The sequence below is a fragment of the Streptomyces sp. MBT53 genome, assembly GCF_016654115.1.
Lineage (GTDB): Bacteria > Actinomycetota > Actinomycetes > Streptomycetales > Streptomycetaceae > Streptomyces.
The window spans coordinates 58,392-76,396 of sequence record NZ_JAEQAZ010000044.1 but is presented as its reverse complement, the minus strand read 5'-3'; the positions used below and the strand labels follow the sequence as shown (position 1 = coordinate 76,396).

The following is an 18,005-nucleotide window of genomic DNA, read 5'->3' as shown; positions in this document are numbered from 1 at the left end:
AGGACTTCCCAATCGTGATGTCAAGCCGCAGCCGTGACGGGAGGTGAACCTTGATAGCACTGTCCGTCACGGAGCATCGCCCACAAGACGTTGAGCCTTCGGCGAGCGAGAGCGAGCAGGGCCTGCTTGTGGCCCTTCCCCTCGCTTCTCTTGCGCTGGTAGTACGCCTTGGAGGCGGGACACGTCGTGATACTGACCATCGCCGACAGGTACATCGCCCGCAGCAGTCCGCGGTGGTATCGCCGGGGCCTGCGCAGGTTGCCGCTGACGCGGCCCGAGTCGCGAGGCCGTGGGGCAAGACCGGCGAAGCCGGCCAGGCGGTCGGCGCTGCCAAAGGCGTCCATGTCGCCGCCGGTCGCCGCGATGAACTCGGCGCCGAGCTTGGCCCCCATGCCGGGCAGGCTGCGGATCACCTCGGCGTGAGGATGCTCGCGAAACCGGGCCTCTATCAGGGCATCGAGCTCGGCGATCTCCTCGTCGAGGGCCATCACCCCTTTCGCGAGGCGGACCACCATGGCGGCAGCGAGCTTCTCGCCGGGCAGCGCGGTCTGCTGGGCCTGGGCCGCCTCTACGGCCGTCTTCGCAAGTGCGGCGGCGCTGCGGACCTTGCGGTTCTTCAGCCAGGTCTCGATGCGCCTGACGCCGGCGCGACGGATCGCGGCCGGGGTCTGGTAGCCGGTCAGCAGCATGACCGGCCCCTTGTTGACCAGTTCCAGGGATCGCTCCAACGCGGGGAATATCTCAAGGAGTTGGGCACGGAGCCGGTTGATCTGCCGGGTGCGGTCGAAGACCACGTCCAGGCGCCGGTTGGTCAGCGTGCGCAGGTCCACGGCGATCTCGTCGCCGGGCCGCAGCAGGCCGAGGTCGCGACGGACGCGTGCTTGGTCGGCGATGACGAAGGCGTCCTTCGCGTCCGTCTTGCCTTCGCCCCTGTAGGTGGCCGAGGCGCGGTGAACTGCCAGGCCGGTCAGACAGGCCATGGGCTGGTCGTGGCTGAGGAGCATGCCGATCAGCAAGGCGGCGCCACCGTGGTTGAGGTCGACGGCCCACAGCACGTCGGTGGATATCGCCAGGACGTCGCCGATGAGCTGGAGCAACTCGCTCTCGTCGTTGAGGACCCGGCGCGACAGCAGCCGATCACCGTCCGCGTTGATCACCACACAGTGGTGATGTTCCTTGCCGATGTCCACTCCGGCCCAGATCTCGGGCACGGTCACCTCCGTCAGCCTGCCGTCTCACAAGTCACCCGCAGACGACCTCGCCGACGTTGTCCTACAGCAGCGATCGGGTCGCGTCTCCCAATTGGCGGTCGAGTCGTCGCGGGGTTCCGGGCGGCCAAGTCCTTTGAGCCTTGCCAACGGCGCCGCCATGACAGCCATACCCAGAACCCCTGGGCCCTCCGATCTTACGAATGACCAGAGCAACCACCCTTGAAAGGTAGGACCGCTCATGTTCCGTCACGCACTCACCGTGACCGGCGTCGTGGCCTCCACGGTCACCACGCTGCTCGCCTGTACGGCCTCGGTCCCGGCCGGCGCCAGCCCCTCCGCCACCTCCGGCGTCCAGCTCCAGACCTGGCTGTACCCCGGCTCGACGGGCGACTCCACCTGCACCGCGAAGAGCGAGTACGCCGACAACAGGGTGAAGAACGGCGCACTCAACCCCGAGTACTGGTCGGTCGGCAGCAACGGTGCGGTCACCCTGGAGACCACCGCCAACGGCAGCTGCAACACCTACAGCGCGGCCAACGTCGCCGACCTCAAGGCGCACTCCGCCTACCAGTACCCGACGCTCTCCGGCATGACCACCGCCGACGTCCACGCCCTGGTCAGCACCAACGCCAAACGTACGGCTGCCCTTTCCAAGGTCACCTCCCTCGTCAGCGACGCCGGGCTCAGCGGCGTCGACGTCGACCTGGAGGACTACTGGTCCTGGAGCACCGCCGACTTCACCAACTACAAGACGTTCCTTGGGCAGTTGGCGACCGCCCTGCACGCCAAGGGCAAGCGCCTCCAGGTCGACGCACCGGCGATGACGGAGGACGCCGCCTTCTACGACTACGCGGCGGTGGCCGCCACCGGCGTGGACGACGTGGTGATCATGGCGTACGACGAGGAGTTCGACACCGCCGCCGGCACCCGCTGCCTGCCCATCAGCCCCTACGACTGGCTGAAGAAGGTCACCAAGTACGCGCAGAGCAAGATCCCCGACCCGGGCCGCCTGATCATCGGCGTGCCCTCCTACGGCTACAGCGCCCCCGACCCCTGCGACCTCAACTCCGTTACGGGCAACATCCAGTTCAGCGACATGAAGAAGAGCCCCGGCTTCTCCAGCAACCCGGCGACCATAGAGAGCCGCCGGGACGCGTCCTCGGGCGAGATCCGCTGGACCTCCGGCGGTGTCCTCTACGACTACGTCGACAGCGTCGCCATGGACCGCAAGCTCGCTGTCCTCAAGGGCCTCGATGTCACCAAGGTCTCGGTGTGGTCGCTGGGCGGCGGGAACCCCTGGTTCTCCAACTGACGTGAGCGAGGGTTCGGGGCGCTCCCGGGAGCGCCCCGAACTCCCGTCAGGCGGACGGGGTGTTGAGGACGTAATCGCGGGACGCGTTGACCTCGGCGCGCAGGGCGGGCAGATCCACGTCGAGGACGCGCCCGTCCCACTTGCGCGGCTGCCCGTCGACGAACACGGCGCTGATGTTCCGGGCGTCGGAGCCCAACACCAGTGTCCCGATGGGGTCGTTGAGCGGCATGTTGTTGAGGTCATCGGCCCGGACCATCAGCAGGTCTGCCTTCTTGCCGACGGTCAGCGAGCCGGTGACATCTCCGAGCCCGTTGGTCCGGGCGCCCTGGAGGGTGGCGAAGTCGAGGACGTCACGCGTGGTGATGCGAGAGAGCTCGCCGCCGGTGCCGTAGGCGGCGTTGACCGCGCGCATCCGCTGAATGGCGAGCAGCGCCCGCATCTGGGTGAACAGGTCGCTGGCGAGGGCGACTTCGACGTCGATGCTCAGGCCCGGGCGGATGCCGACGGCGAGTGCCTCGTCCACGGCGGGGATCGCGGTCTCCAGTCCGATCTGCGCGTCGGAGGTGGGGGCCAGCGCGACCGTCGTACCCGACTCCCCCATCGCCTTCCACGCCTCGGCGGTCAGACCCGTGGCGTGGATCAGGGTGACGTCGGGGCCGAGGAAGCCGTGCTCGGCCCAGGACAGCACGGCCCGTGAAGACGCCTCGCCGAAGACCGCGTCGACGCTGACACCGATGCCCAAGTCGGCTGCGGTGCGGGCGAGTTCAGGGCCGTAGGTGAGGGCGGGGCCGGCGATCGCGTCGGTGGCCAGGGTCGCCAGGCGGAGGGTGAGGAGCTGGTCGTCGCTGCTGAAGTACCGGTCCTTGAGGCGGGTCAGGTCGGCGGGCCACTGGCGGTCCCAGTCCCCGAAGTGCGGGCCCATGGAGGCGTGAACGCCACGGATGCCGGTGTCGCGGAGGGCCTCGATCGCCGCCTCGGAGTGTTCGCGGGTACGGGAGTTGTGCGAGAAGTCGAGCATCGTGGTGATCCCGCTGTCGAGCGCGGTGAGCGCCGCGAGTCTGGTGCCGATGTACATGTCCTCGGGCCGGTAGACGGTGGCGTACCCGGCGAGGGTGGTCATCACATAGCCGCCGAGGTCGTCGACGTCGGGCATGATCCGGCGCAACTGGGCTTCCCAGGCATGCCGGTGGGTGTCGACGAAGCCGGGGGCCAGGATGGCGCCGGAGGCGTCGACGACCACCGCACCCTCCGCGCTCAGGTCGGGTCCGATCGCGGCGACGGTGTCACCCTCGACGAGCAAGTCGCCCTGGAGTGTGCCCAGTTCGGGGTCCATGGTGACGATGGTCGCGCCAGTGAAGAGGATGCGGCGGGCGGGGTCGGCGGACTGACGGCGGAGCCGGGCGAGAGTGTCGTGGGTGTTCATGGGGGTCCCCTTTCAAGAGGGCTGAGACGGTGGCGAGTTGATTCACGGGGGCGGTTCAGCGACGGCCCAGGCGGACTTCCTCCACGTCGAGCACTTCCTGCACGCTGCGCAGGACGATGTCGTCGATCCGGCCGCTGTCGCGCAGGTCGGTGAGGGTGTCGCGTTTGACCTGGAGCAGGGCGAGTTGGAGGTTGCGTACGCTCTCGCGGCGGTGCGCGGAGCCGGGTGCGGGGGCGGTGCGGTCCTCAATGTCCTGGACCATGCGCGCGGTGTCCTCCTCGGGCACCCCGAACCGCGCGGCCAACTCCGGCAGGGCGTGGAGTGCAGCACTGCTCAACCGGCAGCGGGCGAGGGTGAGTTCGGCGCTCTTGTCCGCGTCGGCCGGGAAGCGGGCCCGGCGGACCATGGCCGGCAGGGTTGGCCCGAGGATCGTGAGGGTGACGACGATGACGACCGTGGTGATGAACACGACGGCGTCACGCTGTCCGACGACCTGCCCGTCGGCGGTCGTGGCGGGCACGGTCAGCGCGGCGGCCAGCGAGATCGCGCCGCGCATTCCGGCCCAGGCCAGCGGCAGCCGTTGCGGGGCGGTGATCCGGCGGTCCCGTTGCTGAGGGCGCCGGTCGAGGAGTCGTACCAGATAGGGCACCGAGTAGAACCAGAGCAGCCGGGTGCCGAGCACCGCCACGCTCACGGCGAGACCGGCTGTCGCCGCCTGCAGCAGCGAGACCGACGTCAATGCCCGTACAGCGGCGGGCAGTTGGATGCCTACGAGGACGAACAAGGCGCCGTTGAGCAGATAGCTGGCCACCTCCCAGAAGGCGACGGCCTGGATACGGGCCTCGGAGCCGATGACCCGCGGCCCGAACCAGGCGGCCACCAGACCGCAGACGACGACCGCCAACACACCGGAGACTTGCAGGAGTTCGGCGGGAAGATAGGCGAGGAAGGGCGTCGCGACGCTCAGGACACTGTGCAGCAGCGGCTCGGGCAGCCGGCGCCGGACCGGGATCAGGAGCAGGGCGACGGCGGCGCCGATGAGGATGCCGCCCGCGTAGGACGTGACGAAGGCGAGCGCGGTGCCGGACCAGGAGAAGGGGTGCTCGTCGGTGACGACGTCGATGGTCACGGCGAGCAGGACCAGTGCGGTGCCGTCGTTGAGGAGGCTCTCGGTGCGCAGCACGGTCAGGATGCGGCGCGGCATGGCCCTGGCGACCGCGGCGACGGCCGCCGCGTCCGTCGGGGCGAGGACGGCACCGAGGACGAAGGCGATCGGCCAGCCGTAGCCCAGCGCGTGGGCCACGGCGGCGACCGCAACGGCGGTGGCGAGGACCAGACCGGTGGACTGGAGCGCGATGCTGCGGAAGTTGTTGCGGATCTCCCGCACCGAGGAGGTCAGCGCCTCCCAGTACAGCAGCGCGGGCAGGAAGAGGAACAGGACGACGTCCGGGGACAGCGCGAACGACGCGAAGGCCGGAGTCAGCCCCACGAGAGCGCCCGTGCCGAGCAGCAACAGGGGTTCGCTCAGGCCGGTGCGCCGCGACAGCCAGCCCATCAGCAGGACGGCGACCGCTACGACGACGATCAGTTCGAGGCTGTCCATGGCCGTACCGGGTTACGCGCGGTACAGCACGAGGTGCTCGTGGAAGAGCACGCCGTCGCGGACGTCACCGGTGGCGGTGAAGCCGGTGTCGTCGACGTAGTCGATGTGGTTGCCGGTGACCGTGTAGCTGCCGGTGTAGGCGCACTGCCGACTGCCGCGGGCCTCGTCGTAGCGGCCGTCGGGCAGGAGTTCCTGCCGGATGTGGCCGTCGGCGGTGACCCACATGCCGACGAAGGGGTGCGGTGCTGCGTTCGTGTTCATGGCTCCACGGTCGCGTTCCCGCGAGGGCGTAACCAGGCCACGCCTCTCCTGGGTGTCCGGCACCCACCCTCAGTGGACCGGTCCTACGGCGGCAGCGTCGAAGGCGTGCGTCACCTCGGGGCTCGTGCCGGGCAGGAGCAGGGCGCGGGCCTTGTCCTCGAAGGAACGGTCCGTGGTGGTGAGGCGGTTGTGGTGCTGGGCGAGGTGCTCGGCCCAGGAGCCGACGAGGTAGTTCTCGATGAACCGGCCGGGTTCGTTGCCGTCCTGGAAGAGGCCCCAGGTGAGCGCTCCGGTCCGGCGGCGGGAGCGGGCGACGTTGTCCATCGCCTCGACGAACGCGGGACTGTCGTCCGGTGCGACGCGGTAGACGACGGAGACCAGGACCGGTCCATCGGAGGGGCCGGGCACGAAGAACAGCGGCGGGGTGGGCCAGTGGTCGGACAGGGTGGGGTCGATGCCTTCCATGCCGTAGAGCCGCCAGCGGCGGAGGGTGAGCGCGCTGACCAGCATGACGGCGGTGCCGATGAGGAGCGCCGTGGTCAGGCCGAGCCACTGGACCAGGGCGCCCCACACGGGGGCCGCGACCGCCTGGCCGCCCTGGAAGACCAGCAGGTAGACGGCGAGTCCGCGGGCCCGGACCCAGCCGGGGAGCCGGGTCTGGATCGCCGCGTTGAGGGTGGACAGGACGCCGATCCAGGCGACCCCGGCGGGCAGCAGGACGAGGACCGCGAGCCAGGTGATGTGCACGGTGGCGAGGACCAGCAGGACGAGGGCGAACACGACGGCACCGGCGGCCAGGATGCCGTTGATGCCGAGGCGCCTGCGCAGCCACGGCAGTGCGAACGCGCCGCCCACCGCGCCGAACCCGACCGCGCCGAGCAGCAGCCCGTAGCCACCCGACCCCATGCCGAGTGAGTCGGCGGCGATCAGCGGAAGCAGGGACCACAGTGCCGCCGCGCCGGGGATGAACAGGGCGGTGCGCAGCAGGACGCGGCGGATGCCTGGAGCGTTCCAAACGTAGCGGCGGCCCGCGTACAGCGCGGTCAGCAGCCGTTCGCGCTCGGCGGCGGGGACAGTGGTCTTCGGACGGTGCCACAGCAGCAGTACGGCCGCGATCCCGAGGAACGACAACGCGTTGAAGCCGAACACCCACCCCGCGCCGGCCGCCGCGACCACGACACCGCCGAGCGCCGGACCGACCGCCCGCGCGAGGTTCATGTTCACCGCCCCGAGCGCGGACGCCTGCCCCAACTGCTCCCGGTCCACCAGTTCCGGCTGGATGGCCTGCCACGACGGCCCCATCAGCGCCGTACCGCAGCCGAGGAGGAAGGTGAGGGCGAGCAGCGGTACGGCGGACAGCGCGTCCGCGAAGGCGAGCACGGTCAGCACCGCCGACACGGCGAACATCGCGAACTGCGCGACCAGCAGCAGCCCCCGCCGGTCGAACCGGTCGGCCAGGACACCCGAGGGCAGCGCCAGCAGCACGATCGGCAGACTCGACGCCGTCTGCACCAGGGTGACCATGGTCGCCCCGTGCCCGAGGAGCAGCCACTGGGCGCCGACCGTCTGCATCCAGGTGCCGATGTTCGACACGAACTGGGCGATCCACAGGGCCCGGAACACGGGACGGGCCAACGGTGCCCAGGCCGAGGCGGATCGTGCGGTGCCCCCGGTCGTCGTACTGGCGCTGACGGTCATGGTGCTGCTCCCGGAGCGAGGTCGGGCAGTCGGGCGGTCGGGCGATCGGGAAGGTGACCGGTCGAGGAAGAAGGTACGCCGGTCGTGCCTGCCGGTCAGAAGCAGCCGTCCAACGGGTCGAGCGCACCGCCGAGTTGGTGCGGCATGGACGGTACGTGGTCGAGGTCGCCGCGCCGCTCGCGCTAGGCGCGCTGTTCCTCGGAGTCGGTGGCGGCGTCCACGAACGCACGGGCCTGTCGTGCGCCCGAGCCCTCGGCCTGTCGTGCGCCTCTCGCCGCCTGGAAGCCCCCGAAGCGGGCGACCGGGCTCCAGGCGGGGCTGATCTCGGGGAGCGGGGCGGCGATGTTCTCGTACTCGCCGGCCGCGTGCACGACCTTGCCGCCCGCCACGGTCACCAGGGCCTCGATGCGGTCGATGTCCTCGTCGGCGACGGAGAAGTAGTCGGCGGACAGGATCGCCAGGTCGCCGTACTTGCCCTCGGTGATGGTGCCCTTGACGTCGGACTCGCCGGTCAGGTGGGCGCCGGCGCTGGTGTACATCTCCAGGGCGGTGGAACGGTCCACGCGGTTCTCGGCCGGGTAGAGCAGGGTGTCGCCGATGGTGCGGCCGGTGACCAGCCAGGACAGGGAGAGCCAGGGGTTGTAGCTGGAGACGCGGGTGGCGTCGGTGCCGGCGGCGACCAGCAGGCCGGTGTCGCGCATGGCGCGGATCGGGGGTGCGGTCGCGGCGCGCTCGGCGCCGTAGCGGTCGATGAACGCCTTGCCCTGGAACATCATGCGGTTCTGCACGGAGACGGCGCCGCCGAGTGCCTTGATCCGGTCCAGGCTCTCCTGGCTGACGGTCTCGGCGTGGTCGAACAGCCAGCGCGTGTCGGCCGGGAAGGCGCCGTCCGCGGCGATCTTCTCGAAGACGTCGAGATCCTGACGGATGGTCTCGTCGTAGGTGGCGTGGAGGCGGAAGCCCCAGCCGTTGTCGAGCAGGAGCCGGGCCGCCGCCTCCAGGTCCTGGCTTGCGCGGGCGGTGAGTCGGGGGCGGGGTTCGGCGAAGTTCTCGAAGTCGGCCGGGGACCAGGCGAGGTTCTCGCCGGCGCCGTTGCAGCGCAGCCACTCGTCACCGTCGCCCGGGCTGACCATGCCGATCCAGCGGCGCAAGTCGTCGAGTTCCTGTCCGGCGGTCTGCGGGAAGAGGTGGTAGGCGATACGGACCGTGAGTTCGCCGCGTTCGGCGAGTTCGGTGACGGCCGCGTAGTTGTCGGGGAAGTTCTGGAAGCCGCCCGCGGCGTCGATGGCGCTGGTGATGCCGAAGCGGTTCAGTTCGCGCAAGTAGTGGCGGGTGGAGCCGAGTTGGTCCTCGGGGGCGAGGATCGGACCCTTGGCGAGGGTGGAGTAGAGCAGTCCGGCGGCGGGCGCGGCGAGCAGGACGCCGGTGGGGTTTCCCGCGAAGTCGCGGACGATCTCGCCGCCGGGCGGGTTCGGCGAGTCACGCGTGAAGCCGACGGCCTCCAGCGCGGCCCGGTTGAGGATCGCCGACTGGTACAAGTGCAGGACGAACACAGGGGTGTCGGGGGCCGCCGCATTCAACTCGGAGACCGTCGGCAGCCGCTTCTCCGCGAACTGTTCGCCGGTCCAGCCGCCAACCACCCTCACCCACTGCCCAGTTGGGGTGCGCTCGGCCTGCTCGCGCAGCATGCGCAGCGCGGTGCGCAGGGACCGTACTCCGTCCCAGCGCAGTTCGAGGAGGTAGTTCAACCCGCCCCGGATGACGTGCAGATGGGAGTCGTTGAGGCCGGGGATCACCCGTCGCCCGAGCGCGTCCACGACGCGGGTGTCCGGGCCGATGTGCGGGGCCACGGTCGCGTCGTCTCCCACGGCGCTGAAGACACCGTCGGTGATGGCCACGGCGGAGGCCGCCGGGCGGGCGGGGTCGCCGGTGTGGATACGACCGTTGCGGACGACGAGTTGCGCGGGGTGCCGGACCCCGTCGTAAGGACGTATGCCGCCCACGGGCATGGTGCTGCTGGACACGTCGGCTCCTGAGAGGTCGGTCGGCTGGTGGCGTCTCGACGCTAGGTTTGCGAGGATGGATCGGTCCAACACATGGTTCTGCTCAAATCGATCGGCCAGACCGATTAATGGACGGATGGACGAATGGATCTGGACAGATGGAGCTGGACGGCTGGCTGGCTGGCTGGACGGCTGGCTGGCTGGCTGGCTGGACGGATGAACGGATGAGGCCATGGACCTGCGTCACCTGAAGTACTTCCTTGCCGTCGCCGAGACCCGCAACTTCACGCAGGCGGCGGCCAGTTGCTATGTCGCCCAGTCCGCGCTGAGCCAGCAGATCGCCCGGCTGGAGAAGGACGTGGGCGCCAAGCTGTTCAGCCGCACCAGCCGTTCCGTACGGCTCACGGCCGCCGGGGAACTCCTGGAACCGCTGGCCCGTCGCGTCCTCGCCGACGTCGACAACGCACAGGCGGCCCTCGACGCGCTGTCCGGGCTGCGGCGCGGGCGGCTGCGCCTCGGACTGGTCCAGACGCGCGCCTCCTCCGTCGACCTGGTCGAGGTGATGGCCGACTACCACGCCCGCTACCCGGGCATCGACTTCCATGTGACCAACGCGCCCAGCGCGCAGATGGCCGCGTCGGTCCTGGCCGGTGACCTCGACATCGCGGTCGTCGGTCTTGGACCGCGCCAAGTCCCGGAAGGGCTCGACCACTTGGTGCTGGCCGTCGACCCGCTGATGCTGATCGTGCCCGCCGATCACGCCCTGGCCGACCGTGACGCCGTCGACCTGGCGGACCTGCCGGAGAGCCACCAGCTCATCCAGTTCACCCGGGGCAGCGGGCTGCGCCGCCAGGTGGAGGCGGCCTTCGCGCGCGCCGGGGTGGAACCCGGCCAGCACTTCCAGGTCGGCCAGATCCACGACATGATCCGGCTGGCCGCGCGGGGCATCGGCGTGACGGTGGTACCGCGCTCGTCCGTGTTCACCGACTCCGCGCCGGGCGCCGACCCCCAGGGCTCCCTGCCGTACGGCGCCCGCGCGCTCCGGGTCGCGGACGAGGCGGCGGTCCACACCATCTGCGTGGTCCACGACAGCAAGCGGCTGGCGCCGGCCGCCGCCGCGTTCCTCGAAGTGGTGGAACGGCACGCGGTCAGCGGCCGGGGCGATCAATCGGCGTAGCAGATCGCTGCGTCCGCATCCATATGTTGGACGAAACGCTCCCGCGGCGCGAGGCTCATGGAGAAGCCCGAGAGCCTGCGAAGGGGAGCACTGCCATGTCTGCCGTACTGCGGGACGCCTGGTCCACGGTCGTCCCGGACATGAAGGACCGGCACGGTCCACTCCCCCCGCTCATGCTCGCGCTGACGGTGGTGACCGGGCTCGTGGACGCCTTCAGCTATCTCGTCCTGGGCCATGTCTTCGTCGCCAACATGACCGGCAACGTCGTCTTCTCCGGCTTCGCGATCGCGGGCGCGGCCGGTTTCTCGCTGGTCGCGTCCCTCGCCGCGCTGGCCGCGTTCGCCGCGGGCGCCCTGCTCGGCGGCCGGCTCGCCCACACGGCCGGCGCCCATCGGGGACGGGTCCTGCACCTGGCCCTTCTGCTGGAGACGACCCTGGTCCTGGCGGCATACGTCGTCGCGCAGACCGCGGACACCGCGCACGTGAGTGGAGCGGTCCAATACGTCTTGATCGCGCTCCTCGGCCTGGCGATGGGCGTGCAGAACGCCACCGCCCGCGCCCTGGCCGTGCCCGACCTGACCACGACGGTACTGACGCTCACCATCACCGGGGTCGCCGCCGACAGCCGTCTCGCGGGCGGCAAGGGCAGCAGGATCGGCCGTCGGCTGCTGTCGGCGGCGGCGATGTTCGCGGGCGGCCTGGCCGGTGCCGTCGCGGTCGAGCACGGCGGCCGGGCCCTGCCCCTGCTGTTCGCCGCGCTGCTGCTGGTGGCGGCCTCCGGCACCGCGTTCGTGCTGACCCGCTCAGACGCCGCGTGGACGAAGCCGCTGTGAGCGCGAACCGGCGCACGCTGCACTCGGCTCTCCTCGAACTCGCCCTGACAGCACTGATGTTGTTCGTCGTGGCCACGACGGTCCGCTGGCTGATGGGCACCCTCGACCCGGCGGCGGGCGGCTGGTGGAACGTTCCAGAGGGCCGGCTCCTCGCCGTGGCCCCGCTCTCCGGCTACACGGTCACCGCCGTCATGCTCTCCCCCTGGGGCCGGGTGACCGGCGGCCACATCAACCCGGCGATCACCCTCGCGATGTGGCGCTACGGCCGCACACCCGGCCGCGATGTCGCGCCGTTCATCGCGGGCCAACTGCTCGGTTCGCTGCTCGGCATCGCGGCCGGACGACTGGTCTGGGGCCCGGTGTTCGCCTCCCCCGCCGTGGAGTTCGCCGTCATCAGGCCCGCCCCCGGCTGGAGTTGGGCCGCGGTCGCCGTGATCGAGGCCGCCACGATGTTCGTCATCGTCGCCGTCGCAGGAATCGGCGTCTCCAGCCGCGGACTCGGCCCCTTCACCCCCTGGGCGGTCGGCACGATGATCGCCGCCCAGATCATCGCCTTCGGCACCCTGTCCGGCGGAATCGCCAACCCTGCGCGGGAGTTCGGCCCGGCGCTGTTCTCCGGAGACCTCTCCCTCCTGCCGGTCTATCTGCTCGCCCCGCCGCTCGGGGCGCTCGCGGCGACGGTCGTGATCAACGGCATCACCACCCGCCGCCGTACGACAGCACAGATGTCGACCACCGAGGAACCGGCCCCGGCTCCCCAGCCGTAGCCGAACCCCTTCCGCGAGGCGGAAGACCGGCTGCGCATCCGTGCGGAAGCCTGACCCCGAAACGACCGGCCGGCCAGGCCTGCCGACTCGGTCCCGGTCCCGGTCGAGCAGTGACGCTGCGGCCAGGGCTCCGGCCGGGAGGATGCGCCGGGTTCGCGGGGTGGGCGGCGAACCGCGCCTCAAGGATTGGAACGGTCCCGCATCACACTCGCCTCGTGCGGCCTTCGATGTGGTCGAGCATCGTGTCCAGCGCCACCTCCAACGGCCTGACCTGGCGTTGCAGTTGGGTGAGCAGCAGACCGCCCTGGAGTGCGGCGAGCGTGGCGAGGGCGAGGTCGTCGGGATCGGCGTCGAGTTCACCGCGGTCGTGCATCGCCCGGAGGCCGCCGCGGATCGCCGACTCCCAGCGCAGGAAGCCGCTGGCCGCGGCGAGCCGCGCCTCCGGGTTGGTCTCGGCGATCTCGCTGCCGAGGGAGCCGATCGGACAGCCGCCGCGGCACTGCATCCGGAGTTGGTACTCGACCAGCGCGTCCCGCCACTGCCGTAGCCCCTTCATGGTGTCGAGCCCGCTGAAGAGCGGTTTCTGCATGTCCAGCACCGCCTCGGTCTGGAACTCGATCACGGCCAGCAGCAGTTCCTGCTTGTCGGCGAAGTAGTGGTAGATCTGCGAGCCGCTCACCCCGGCGGCTGCCCGGACATCCTCCAGCGTCGCCTCGGTCACGCCTCGCTCGTACATGAGCTGCGCGGCGGCGGCGACGATCCGGCGCCGGGTCTCCTGTCCCTTGCGGGTCAGCTTCTTCTCGGCGGGCCGCCGCACCTCGGTACTCATACCCACGACGCTAGCAGATTCTGGATTGGACAACCCATTTTTCTCGAACCATTCTGGGTCACCTAATCCATTCCGGCCGTCACCCACGGCCGGACTTCCGGAAGGACCCGGCATGGAACTCTCCGACAAGGTCGCCCTCATCACCGGTTCGACGGGCGGCATCGGCGCCGAAACGGCCCGGCTGCTGGCCGCGGCCGGCGCCGAGGTCGTCGTCTCCGGCCGCAACGCCGAGCGCGGGGCCGCGACCGTACGGTCGATCACGGACACCGGCGGCCGGGCGCGCTTCGTCGCCGCCGACCTCACCGACCCGGCCGCGCTGCGCCACCTCGCCGAAGCCGCCGGGCCGGTCGACATCCTGGTCAACAACGCGGCGATCTTCCCCGGTTCGCCGACCGTGGACCAGGACCCCGCAACGCTCGACGAGACCCTCGCGGCCAACGTCCGCGCCCCGTACCTCCTCACCGCGGCCCTGGTTCCCGCCATGATCGCCAAGGGCTCCGGCAGCATCGTCAACGTCAGCAGCATGGCCGCCCGCATCGGCATGCCCGGCCTGTCCGTCTACGGCGCCACCAAGGCCGCGCTGGAGTCGCTGACGCGCACCTGGGCCGCCGAGTTCAGTCCGGCCGGCGTGCGCGTGAACGCCGTCGCGCCAGGTCCCACGCGGACCGACATGGTCCTGGCCACCATGGGTGAGGAGGGTGCCGAGCAGGTCGCGAAGACCACCGTGCTCGGCCGGCTCGCGACACCACGCGAGATCGCCGAGGTGATCCTCTTCCTCGCCTCGGACCGCGCGAGCTACCTCACCGGCACCACCCTCGCGGCCGACGCCGGACGCACCGCCGTCTAGTACTGCGACCGCGTTGGTCCACCGGGTTCGTCGAGCGGCGACTTCGAGAGGGCGCCCGGCCCAGCGGCTGCCTTCTCACCGCGCATGCGGGCACGTTCGCGGCGCCGAGCAGCCGGCACGTCGGGATGGCGGGCGCGCACAGCAGAGGCTGCGCGGTGTGGCTGCGGTGGTGGGAGTCGGCGACGGTGATCTGCCGCAGCGGCCCGAAGCGGGCTTCGATCGGGCCGGCCAGGGCGTGCAGTCCGGCCAGGTCGTGCAGGCCGGAGTGAGGCACAACTCGACGCGCTTGCCCGCCGGTTCCAGGCCGTGCCGCTTCGCGTGGTCGACGACGCGCCGCCACTCCGCGATCTCGTCGTCATCGGGGTCGGTGATCCGGACACGTCCTACGGCGACGAGCCGCTCGATCAGCTCGTGTGCCTTCGCCCGCCAGGCCCACGCGACGAACCGCTCACTGCGGGGCGTCCGAGGCTTGGCGGGCTCCGCCGAATCACTGCCAATGGCGCACGCAGGATCGTCGTCGATCTTCATGGGCCAGGATCCCGCAGGTCGTGATCCGAGCGCCGGTCACCCGACCACTGGGCTCCAAGGTCCAGTCCGCACTGCTCTGTCCCTCCCTGTGCTCTGGGCCTTTTCTGAGACTTCCGGCGCCATCAACCGGCACGAACGCCAAAGTTGACGCAACCCACCGACGGAAACGCTCGCGAAGTCGTCGGCCCGTCGCACCCCTGATTCCATTCCACTTCCGCAGACGAGCCCCGCCCTGAACTGGCAGTTCCCCCTGCCCCTTCCGCGAGACGGAAGAGGTATTGCGCCCCGGTGACGCCCTTCCCGACGATGTCGCCATCACCCAACGACGGGAGCCGCAACGATGCCGCACATGACCGCCTTCGCCAGGAACCAGTGGTACGTCGCCGCCTACAGCCACGAGGTCGGCCGTGATCTGCTCGGCCGGACGATTCTCGGCGAGCCCCTCGTCTTCTACCGCACCGAGGACGACGGCACCGCCGTGGCGCTGCACGACCGGTGTGTGCACCGGCGGTTCCCGCTCTCCGAGAGCCGGCTCGACGGGGACCGGATCGTGTGCGGGTACCACGGGTTCACGTACGACACGACGGGCAGCTGCGTGTACGTGCCGGGGCAGAAGCGCATCCCCCGCACCGCCCGCGTCGCCTCGTACCCGGTGGTCGAGCAGGACGCGCTGGTCTGGGTGTGGATCGGCGACCCGGCGCTCGCCGACCCGCAGGTCATCCCTCGGGCCCCGCACCTCGCCTCCCCCGAGTGGGTCACCGTCAGCGGCATGGAGCCGATCGACGCCGACTACGGCCTCCTCGTCGACAACCTCCTCGACCTCTCCCACGAGACGTATCTGCACGGCGGTTACATCGGCTCCCCCGAGGTCGCCGAGACGCCGATCACCACCGAGGTGGACGAGGGCGCCGGTGTCGTACGGGTGAGCCGGCACATGGACGACGCCGAGTGCCCGCCGTTCTACGCCAGGTCCACCGGCATCCAGGGGCGGATCACCCGCTGGCAGGACATCGAGTACCACGCGCCCTGCCTCTACCTCCTGCACAGCCGGATCGCCCCGGTCGGCGTACTCCCCGAGGAGGACGGCAGCGACCCGAACGGCTTCCACACCGAGATCACCTACGCCATCACGCCCTCCTCCGACGGCAAGGTGTACGACTTCTGGGCGGTCTCGCGCGACTGGGCCACGGACGACGCCGAGGTCACCGAGTTCCTGCGGGCCAACAACCACACCGTCGTCATGCAGGACGTGGACGCCCTCAACCTCCTTCAGAAGACGCTGGGTTCGGAGCGCAGCGGCTACCAGGAGTTGAGCATCAACATCGACACCGGCGGTCTCGCCGCCCGCCGTATCCTCGCCCGACTGGTCGAGGAGGGCGCCAAGCCGGTGGAGAAGGTCCAGTGACCGCTCCGACCGGCGAGGTCTACCGCATCGACTGGCTGCCGGGCACCGACATCCTGCACGGCACCTGCCACTGCGGACGCGAGCACACGTCCCAGGACCCGATCGAGATGTGGGAGTGGATGCTCGCCCACCCCCGGGGCCACTCGGTCGACGAGCCGCAGGGAGCCGAGGCATGACCACCTCCGAGGCCGAACTCGCCGCCGACCGGCAGGAGTTCGCAGCCGACACCGAACTCGGCGCCGACCAGCGGACGTTCGCGACCGACACTGAACTCGTCGTCGAACGACGCGAGTTCGCGGCCGACGGCGTGCTCGCCCTCACCCTGCGCCACCCGCTCGGCGAGCAACTGCCGCTCTGGGAGCCGGGCGCGCACATCGACGTCGTACTCGGCCCCGGTCTGGAGCGCCAGTACTCGCTGTGCGGCGACCCGGCGGACCGTACGGCATGGCGGATCGCGGTGCTTCGCGAGCCGGACGGGCGGGGCGGATCGGCGTATGTGCACGAGCAGTTGAGGCAGGGCGACAAGGTGCGGGTGCGCGGACCGCGCAACCACTTCCGTCTGGAGCCCGCCCCCCGCTACCGCTTCGTCGCGGGCGGCATCGGCATCACCCCGCTCCTTCCGATGCTCGCCGCGGCACAGGCGGCGGGCGCGGAGTGGAGCCTGCTCTACGGCGGTCGCACCCGCAACTCCATAGCGTTCACGGAGGAGTTGAGCCGCTACGGCGACCGGGTCACCGTCGCTCCGCAGGACGAGGTCGGACTGCTGGACCTGCCGTCCGTCCTGGACGACGTACCCGAGGGCACCCTCGTCTACTGCTGCGGTCCCGGACCGCTGCTCGACGCGGTCGAAGCACGGTGCCCGAGCGGCATCCTGCACATCGAGCGGTTCCAGCCGAAGGTCCAACAGGCGGGCGCCGACAGCGAGTTCGAGGTCGTACTGGAGCAGAGCGGAAAGACCGTCACTGTCCCGGTGGGCGTGTCCGTGCTCGACACCGTGCGCGCCGCGGGGGTCGAGGTGCTGTTCTCCTGCACCGAGGGCACCTGCGGGACTTGCGAGACCGACGTCATCGAAGGCACCCCGGACCACCGGGACTCGGTGCTGAGCGAGGAGGAGCGGGCGGCCGGCGAGACCATGCTCATCTGCGTCTCGCGCTGCCTGGGGAAGCGGCTCGTGCTCGATCTGTGATCCGCAGATCGTCGTCGATGAGCGCCACCGCCGCCAGCAACTGGGGCAGCAGGTCCCGTCGTACGGCCTCGGCGGAGTGCCGGCCGGCGTGCACCCCGACGCTCACGCCGGCGACCACCGCGCCGTCCCGGTCCCGCACCGGGGCGGCGATCGTTCTGAGCCCCTCCTCCAGCTCCTCGTCGACGAGCGCGTACCCCTCGTGCCGTATCCGGTGAAGTTCCTTGTGCAGTACGTCGGTTGACGGACGGGCGGCCAGTTCCACACCCGGCAGGTGGGCGAGGAGCACCCGGCCCGCGGCGGTGGCGTGGGCCGGGTGACGCGTGCCCACGATGATCGTGGCGGCCACGATCCTGCGGGCCGGGAGACAGGCGATGTGGACGACGTCGTCGCCGTCGAGGACGCACAGGGACGCCGACTCCCCTGTCCGCGCGACGAGTTGCTCCAGATGCGGTGCCACGATCTGCGGCAGCGTGGAGCCCGCGAGGTAGGAGTAGCCGAGTTCCAGGACGCGCGGGGTGAGCCGGAAGAGGCGCCCGTCGGACTGGACGTAGCCGAGGTCGGCCAGGGTCAGCAGCAACCGGCGGGCCGCGGCGCGGGTCAACTCGCAGGCGCGGGCCACCTCGCTGAGCGTCCGGGCGGGATGCTCAGCGTCGAAGGAGCGGATGACGGCGAGGCCGCGCTCGAAGGACCTCACGAAGTGCGGTGCGCGGACTGCCGCAGGCATCGTCGCCTCCAGACGGACGCACGGGGTGCGCTCCGGGAGCACGGTAGAAGCGCGATTCGATAACTGTCAACAATTTTGTTAGCCAAACCATTGACCCGGTCCAACGCAGGGTTCTACGTTCCCGCTGAGCACCAAGAAGAGCACCACTGTGCGCTGTGCGCACAGCCTGTCGGAACACCGTTGTCTGCACAGGAGGAG

General features: G+C 70.4%; 17 protein-coding genes. 8 read left to right on the top strand and 9 right to left on the bottom strand.

All coding sequences use genetic code 11. From position 1 onward, the window contains the following. Window positions 1-20: 20 nt before the first annotated feature. Window positions 21-1,217 carry an IS110 family transposase gene (locus tag JHN45_RS18305; RefSeq protein WP_307783129.1) on the bottom strand — a complete coding sequence of 399 codons (1,197 nt, stop codon included), beginning with the start codon at window positions 1,215-1,217 and terminating at the stop codon, window positions 21-23. Window positions 1,218-1,449: 232 nt separating this feature from the next. Here JHN45_RS18305 and JHN45_RS18300 point away from each other — a divergent pair, with 232 nt between their 5' ends. Further along, entirely contained in the window at window positions 1,450-2,523 is a 1,074-nt protein-coding gene (locus tag JHN45_RS18300) for a glycosyl hydrolase family 18 protein (protein ID WP_201049756.1), read from the top strand. 46 nt (window positions 2,524-2,569) lie between these two features. Here JHN45_RS18300 and JHN45_RS18295 read toward each other — a convergent pair whose 3' ends face one another. From JHN45_RS18295 to JHN45_RS18275, 5 genes are all read right to left on the bottom strand, one after another. Beyond that, window positions 2,570-3,946, bottom strand: a complete 1,377-nt coding sequence (locus JHN45_RS18295; protein ID WP_201049755.1) for an amidohydrolase family protein — start codon at window positions 3,944-3,946, stop codon at window positions 2,570-2,572. A 55-nt stretch (window positions 3,947-4,001) separates the two neighbouring features. Next, window positions 4,002-5,549 (bottom strand): Na+/H+ antiporter, encoded by a 1,548-nt coding sequence (locus tag JHN45_RS18290; RefSeq protein ID WP_201049754.1) that lies wholly within the window; start codon window positions 5,547-5,549, stop codon window positions 4,002-4,004. Window positions 5,550-5,561: 12 nt separating this feature from the next. Next, window positions 5,562-5,810: an Atu4866 domain-containing protein gene (locus JHN45_RS18285; protein ID WP_201049753.1), complete on the bottom strand. Its 249-nt coding sequence runs from the start codon at window positions 5,808-5,810 to the stop codon at window positions 5,562-5,564. Window positions 5,811-5,879: 69 nt separating this feature from the next. Then, window positions 5,880-7,508 carry an MFS transporter gene (locus JHN45_RS18280; protein ID WP_201049752.1) on the bottom strand — a complete coding sequence of 543 codons (1,629 nt, stop codon included), beginning with the start codon at window positions 7,506-7,508 and terminating at the stop codon, window positions 5,880-5,882. A 182-nt stretch (window positions 7,509-7,690) separates the two neighbouring features. Next, window positions 7,691-9,517 carry an amidohydrolase gene (locus JHN45_RS18275; protein WP_236583798.1) on the bottom strand — a complete coding sequence of 609 codons (1,827 nt, stop codon included), beginning with the start codon at window positions 9,515-9,517 and terminating at the stop codon, window positions 7,691-7,693. 226 nt (window positions 9,518-9,743) lie between these two features. On the opposite strand from JHN45_RS18275, the gene JHN45_RS18270 reads away from it, so the two are divergent. From JHN45_RS18270 to JHN45_RS18260, 3 genes are all read left to right on the top strand, one after another. Then, window positions 9,744-10,688 (top strand): LysR family transcriptional regulator, encoded by a 945-nt coding sequence (locus JHN45_RS18270; protein ID WP_201049751.1) that lies wholly within the window; start codon window positions 9,744-9,746, stop codon window positions 10,686-10,688. A gap of 95 nt (window positions 10,689-10,783) precedes the next feature. Beyond that, on the top strand, window positions 10,784-11,521 hold the full coding sequence (locus tag JHN45_RS18265) for a YoaK family protein (RefSeq protein WP_201049750.1): 738 nt from the start codon (window positions 10,784-10,786) through the stop codon (window positions 11,519-11,521). After that, window positions 11,518-12,288, top strand: a complete 771-nt coding sequence (locus tag JHN45_RS18260) for an MIP/aquaporin family protein (RefSeq protein WP_201049749.1) — start codon at window positions 11,518-11,520, stop codon at window positions 12,286-12,288. Before JHN45_RS18265 ends, JHN45_RS18260 begins: the two co-directional genes overlap by 4 nt. A gap of 202 nt (window positions 12,289-12,490) precedes the next feature. Here the strand turns inward: JHN45_RS18260 and JHN45_RS18255 are convergent, their stop codons facing one another. Beyond that, window positions 12,491-13,117, bottom strand: coding sequence for a TetR/AcrR family transcriptional regulator (locus JHN45_RS18255; protein ID WP_200715254.1), 627 nt, complete (start codon window positions 13,115-13,117; stop codon window positions 12,491-12,493). 112 nt (window positions 13,118-13,229) lie between these two features. Here JHN45_RS18255 and JHN45_RS18250 point away from each other — a divergent pair, with 112 nt between their 5' ends. After that, a complete protein-coding gene (locus tag JHN45_RS18250) occupies window positions 13,230-13,964 on the top strand; it encodes an SDR family NAD(P)-dependent oxidoreductase (RefSeq protein ID WP_201049748.1) in 735 nt (244 codons plus the stop codon). Between the two features lie 75 nt (window positions 13,965-14,039). Here JHN45_RS18250 and JHN45_RS54400 read toward each other — a convergent pair whose 3' ends face one another. Next, on the bottom strand, window positions 14,040-14,492 hold the full coding sequence (locus JHN45_RS54400) for a hypothetical protein (RefSeq protein WP_201049760.1): 453 nt from the start codon (window positions 14,490-14,492) through the stop codon (window positions 14,040-14,042). Between the two features lie 340 nt (window positions 14,493-14,832). Between JHN45_RS54400 and JHN45_RS18240 the strand changes: the two genes are divergently transcribed. The 3 genes from JHN45_RS18240 to JHN45_RS18230 are packed head-to-tail and all read left to right on the top strand — an operon-like array spanning window position 14,833 to window position 17,083. Further along, window positions 14,833-15,897: an aromatic ring-hydroxylating dioxygenase subunit alpha gene (locus JHN45_RS18240; RefSeq protein WP_201049747.1), complete on the top strand. Its 1,065-nt coding sequence runs from the start codon at window positions 14,833-14,835 to the stop codon at window positions 15,895-15,897. Then, window positions 15,894-16,073, top strand: coding sequence for a hypothetical protein (locus JHN45_RS18235; protein WP_201049746.1), 180 nt, complete (start codon window positions 15,894-15,896; stop codon window positions 16,071-16,073). Before JHN45_RS18240 ends, JHN45_RS18235 begins: the two co-directional genes overlap by 4 nt. Beyond that, window positions 16,070-17,083: a PDR/VanB family oxidoreductase gene (locus tag JHN45_RS18230; protein WP_236583789.1), complete on the top strand. Its 1,014-nt coding sequence runs from the start codon at window positions 16,070-16,072 to the stop codon at window positions 17,081-17,083. The genes JHN45_RS18235 and JHN45_RS18230 overlap by 4 nt, the downstream gene beginning before the upstream one ends. Here JHN45_RS18230 and JHN45_RS18225 read toward each other — a convergent pair. Then, the gene (locus JHN45_RS18225; RefSeq protein WP_201049745.1) at window positions 17,034-17,807 is read right to left on the bottom strand and encodes an IclR family transcriptional regulator C-terminal domain-containing protein; all 774 of its coding nucleotides are present in this window, start codon (window positions 17,805-17,807) and stop codon (window positions 17,034-17,036) included. The genes JHN45_RS18230 and JHN45_RS18225 overlap by 50 nt on opposite strands. Between the last annotated feature and the right edge of the window lie 198 nt (window positions 17,808-18,005).

Bases quoted from the DNA above. Each gene is read 5' to 3' on its own strand.
- JHN45_RS18285 (WP_201049753.1), bottom strand. From the start codon at position 5,810: ATGAACACGAACGCAGCACCGCACCCCTTCGTCGGCATGTGGGTCACC.
- JHN45_RS18270 (WP_201049751.1), top strand. From the start codon at position 9,744: ATGGACCTGCGTCACCTGAAGTACTTCCTTGCCGTCGCCGAGACCCGC.
- JHN45_RS18225 (WP_201049745.1), bottom strand. From the start codon at position 17,807: ATGCCTGCGGCAGTCCGCGCACCGCACTTCGTGAGGTCCTTCGAGCGC.
- JHN45_RS18300 (WP_201049756.1), top strand. From the start codon at position 1,450: ATGTTCCGTCACGCACTCACCGTGACCGGCGTCGTGGCCTCCACGGTC.
- JHN45_RS18290 (WP_201049754.1), bottom strand. From the start codon at position 5,549: ATGGACAGCCTCGAACTGATCGTCGTCGTAGCGGTCGCCGTCCTGCTG.
- JHN45_RS18275 (WP_236583798.1), bottom strand. From the start codon at position 9,517: ATGCCCGTGGGCGGCATACGTCCTTACGACGGGGTCCGGCACCCCGCG.
- JHN45_RS18240 (WP_201049747.1), top strand. From the start codon at position 14,833: ATGCCGCACATGACCGCCTTCGCCAGGAACCAGTGGTACGTCGCCGCC.
- JHN45_RS18255 (WP_200715254.1), bottom strand. From the start codon at position 13,117: ATGAGTACCGAGGTGCGGCGGCCCGCCGAGAAGAAGCTGACCCGCAAG.
- JHN45_RS18265 (WP_201049750.1), top strand. From the start codon at position 10,784: ATGTCTGCCGTACTGCGGGACGCCTGGTCCACGGTCGTCCCGGACATG.
- JHN45_RS18230 (WP_236583789.1), top strand. From the start codon at position 16,070: ATGACCACCTCCGAGGCCGAACTCGCCGCCGACCGGCAGGAGTTCGCA.
- JHN45_RS18250 (WP_201049748.1), top strand. From the start codon at position 13,230: ATGGAACTCTCCGACAAGGTCGCCCTCATCACCGGTTCGACGGGCGGC.
- JHN45_RS18295 (WP_201049755.1), bottom strand. From the start codon at position 3,946: ATGAACACCCACGACACTCTCGCCCGGCTCCGCCGTCAGTCCGCCGAC.
- JHN45_RS18280 (WP_201049752.1), bottom strand. From the start codon at position 7,508: ATGACCGTCAGCGCCAGTACGACGACCGGGGGCACCGCACGATCCGCC.
- JHN45_RS54400 (WP_201049760.1), bottom strand. From the start codon at position 14,492: ATGAAGATCGACGACGATCCTGCGTGCGCCATTGGCAGTGATTCGGCG.